The following is a 4,130-nucleotide window of genomic DNA, read 5'->3' on the forward strand; positions in this document are numbered from 1 at the left end:
GTGACAAGCAAATTGTAGTTCTGCTACTGCCCATTCTGCCGTCCTAGTTCCTCACTCGCCTCTGGTGCCATAATTTACTGATTAATTGAGTCGATTCCTGGTTGTCAATCCTACTCCGGCCGGAGTGATCGCCGGAGGTCGGTCCGGCCGGGGCCGGAGCGCCTTTGTTAAGAAAGATGTGAGTAAGGCATAGCTTAAGAAGGGGGGGACTGGAAGCACTCAAAGTCCCCCGACTATCAGGGGGATTTAGGGGGATCTAGACTCAGATAAAAACGAGATTTAGATGGATTGCAATCTTAAGTGTAAGCCTCCATTGGCAAACAAGAACAGACAAAATTACGATCGCCAAACGCATTATCTACCCGGCCCACCGCCGGCCAAAACTTATGTTCGCGAGTCCAAGGTACCGGATAAGCCGCTTGCGCGCGAGTATAAGGACGATTCCACTCATCAACCATCAGAGATTCTGCGGTGTGCGGCGCATTTTTCAAGACGTTATTTTGCGCATCAACATTACCTTTTTCAATCTCCGCAATTTCTGCTCGAATCGCAATCATCGCATCGCAAAAACGGTCTAATTCCTGCTTCGATTCGCTTTCCGTCGGTTCCACCATTACCGTACCAGCAACTGGCCAAGAAACCGTCGGCGCGTGATAGCCGTAATCCATCAACCGTTTAGCGATATCTTCGACTTCAATAGCCGCAGATTTTTTGAGCGATCGCAAATCCAGAATACACTCGTGCGCCACTAAACCAGCTTTCCCTTTGTACAAAACCGGATAATAAGATTCTAACCGATGCGCCATGTAATTAGCATTAAGAATTGCTACTTTTGTCGCCTCAGTTAAACCCACTCCTCCCATCATCCGAATGTACATCCAAGAAATAGTCAAAATGCTAGCACTTCCCCAAGGCGCTGCGGAAACAGCACCAACTGATTTTTGTTGACTGTTAACTGTTGACTGTTGACTCTTAACTGTTGACTGTTGACTGTTAAGAATAGAATGACTGGGCAAAAATTCTACCAAATGAGACATTACCCCAATCGGCCCCATTCCCGGGCCGCCGCCGCCGTGGGGAATACAGAACGTTTTGTGCAAATTCAAGTGACAAACATCAGCACCAAAATCACCGGGGCGGCACAAACCAACTTGAGCATTCATATTTGCGCCGTCCATATAAACTTGTCCGCCACAGTTGTGGACAACGTCGCAAATTTCTTTAATTTCTTCCTCAAAAACGCCGTGCGTAGATGGATAGGTCACCATCAAAGCCGCCAGTTCTTTTTTGTGTTTCTCTGCTTTTTTCTGTAAATCTGCGACATCAATATTGCCCTGGGAATCGCACTCTACAGCAACTACTTTCATCCCCGCCATCACTGCGCTAGCCGGATTTGTACCGTGGGCTGACTGGGGAATCAAACAGATATTTCGGTGAGATTCACCTCGGTGTTCGTGGTATTGGCGAATAACTAACAAGCCCGCGTATTCGCCTTGGGAACCAGCGTTTGGCTGCAAAGAAATTCCCGCAAAACCTGTGATTTCTGCCAGCCACTGTTCTAGTTGCACGAACATCTTTTGATAGCCGCGAGTTTGATCGGGGGGTGCAAAAGGATGTATCTTGCCAAATTCCGCCCAAGTCACCGGCATCATCTCTGCTGTTGCATTCAATTTCATTGTGCAAGAACCCAAGGGAATCATCGATGTATTTAGCGATAAGTCCTTGGCTTCTAAACGGTGCAAATAACGCAAAAGTTCAGTTTCTGAATGGTAGCTGTTGAAAACTGGATGGGCGAGATAGCTGCTGGTGCGATCGCAAAAATCTGGTAAGGTCAAATATGAACTCAATGCGTCTGCATCCAGCGGAATGTTGAGAACATTCTGCCCGTCGGCCCTGATATAATCCTTATCCTGTGCAAAAATTTTCCACAACTCTTGCACATCTTCAGCGGTGACAGTTTCATCTAAAGTGATTCCCACTGTCGAATCATCAAAAACTCGGAGATTAATTTGGCGCTCTTTAGCAGCTTCTAGAAGTTCTGACAGCGGTTTGTCTCCCAATTCTACCCGCAAAGTATCGAAGAAAGGTTGAGAACCAATTTTGTATCCGAAACTTCTTAAACCGGATGCCAAAAGTGCTGTTAAACTCCGTACTTTCTCAGCAATGTCTTTCAGTCCAGACGGGCCGTGATAAACAGCATACATACTCGCCATCACTGCCAGCAAAACTTGAGCAGTACAAATATTGCTGGTTGCTTTTTCGCGGCGGATGTGCTGTTCGCGAGTTTGCAAGGCTAAACGTAAAGCAGATTTGCCGTTGGCATCTTTAGAAACGCCGACGATTCTCCCGGGAACTTGCCGTTTAAACTCTTCTCGCGTGGCGAAATAGGCGGCGTGGGGCCCTCCGAATCCCATCGGCACTCCGAAGCGCTGAGTGCTTCCTACGGCTATATCCGCGCCGAATTCGCCGGGGGGTGTGAGCAAGCAAAGGCTCAATATGTCGGCGGCTACTGTGACTAATGCGCCGATTTCGTGTGCCGATCGAATAAAATCCGTATAGTCGTAAATTGCGCCGTCTGTGGCGGGGTATTGCAGGAGAGCGCCGAAGATTGTACGATCGAACTCAAAGCTTTGATGGTCGCCGACAATTACCTCAATTCCCAACGGCTTAGCGCGAGTTTGCACCACTTCCACAGTTTGAGGGTGGCAATCTTGGGAAACAAAAAACGCTTTTGCCTGATTTTTGCTGGCGCCGTAACTCACCGCCATCGCTTCCGCCGCCGCTGTCCCTTCATCCAGCAAAGAAGCGTTGGCAATTTCCAAACCCGTCAGGTCAATTATCATGGTTTGGAAGTTCAGTAAAGCTTCCAATCGCCCTTGAGCTATTTCGGCTTGGTAGGGAGTGTAAGCTGTATACCAGCCGGGATTTTCTAGGATATTCCGCTGGATGACGGGGGGAGTTATGCAGTCGTGATATCCAGTGCCGATGTACGATCGAAATACCTGATTTTTTGCAGCAATTTCTTTCAATTGTGCCAAAGCGCTGTACTCGCTTTGCGGTTCGGGAAGTTGTAGGGCTCCAGGAATGCGAATCGCCGCAGGAACCGTTTTGTCAATCAACTCATCAAGGCTAGAAATCCCCAAAACATCGAGCATTTGCTGGATTTCGCTAGGTGTCGGGCCAATGTGCCGGGCCGCAAAACCATCGATGGGGGAAAGGTTTTGCTGCTGGTTGGGTTCAATTTGAGGGCTGTAGAGTACCAAGGCTGATTCTCCTGAATTGAGTTTTCTTCTTTGTTTGTAACATTTTGCTAAGAAAATCAGGAAGATTTTCTGCCTCTATCAAAGTCCGACAGTCCGACAGGGGTTGAAACCCCTGTCTCATAGCTAAAGTCGTCGGTCGCCGACTGTAGATTAAGGCGCACATATCGCAACTCCCGGCGCAACTGGTTAGTATTTCAGTCGTCTTTAGACGACTTGTGCTATTAGCCAGGGGTTGAAACCCCTGGCGGATTGTGGAGGAATCAACGAGCCCTATGGCCAAATTCCCACTCAAAACTCCCAACTCAAAACTACTCGCCTTCCACCATTTGGCGATACTTCTCGGCGGATAAAGCATCATCGAGTTCGCTGGGATTGTCAACGCGGACTTTCAGCAGCCACCCAGCGCCATAGGGGTCGTCGGCCAAATCTTCGGGAGACTCTACAATCTGATCGTTGCGCTCTACAACTGTACCGGTAACTGGTGTGTATAAGGTTTCAACGGCTTTCACTGACTCGATTGTACCGAAACTTTGGTCCTTTTCCAGCGTGGCACCGACTTCTAGCAAATCTATAAACACGATCTCACCGAGTTGGTTAAGTGCATAGGTAGTAATGCCTATCGTGGCAAGGTCACCTTCGAGTCGGATGTATTCGTGGCTGTCTAGGTATTTCAAGTCATCGGGGTATGTTAGTGCCATGTCTTTTCTCGCAATAAACAAAGTATCAATTGACACTCCCCAGCTATCAGGCGTGGGGATTCTTGGTTCTGGCGACATACCTTAAAACTATCTATCCTTGCGGCAGTTCTTAGACCAAATATCCGTTCAAATGAACCAAATATTGAGCCTAATTTAGTTAGTCCCAGAG

Annotated in this window: 2 protein-coding genes; both read right to left on the minus strand. The window is 48.1% G+C overall.

Features of this window, described 5'->3' with window-relative positions; genetic code table 11:
- Positions 1-296: 296 nt before the first annotated feature.
- Complete coding sequence (gene gcvP / locus ACUVJL_RS33190) at positions 297-3,263, minus strand: aminomethyl-transferring glycine dehydrogenase (protein WP_445249723.1); 2,967 nt, start codon at positions 3,261-3,263, stop codon at positions 297-299.
- Positions 3,264-3,571: 308 nt separating this feature from the next.
- Entirely contained in the window at positions 3,572-3,961 is a 390-nt protein-coding gene (gene gcvH / locus ACUVJL_RS33195; protein WP_445249724.1) for a glycine cleavage system protein GcvH, read from the minus strand.
- Positions 3,962-4,130 lie beyond the last annotated feature (169 nt).

The organism is Microcoleus sp. OTE_8_concoct_300, from assembly GCF_031383065.1.
Lineage (GTDB): Bacteria > Cyanobacteriota > Cyanobacteriia > Cyanobacteriales > Microcoleaceae > Microcoleus.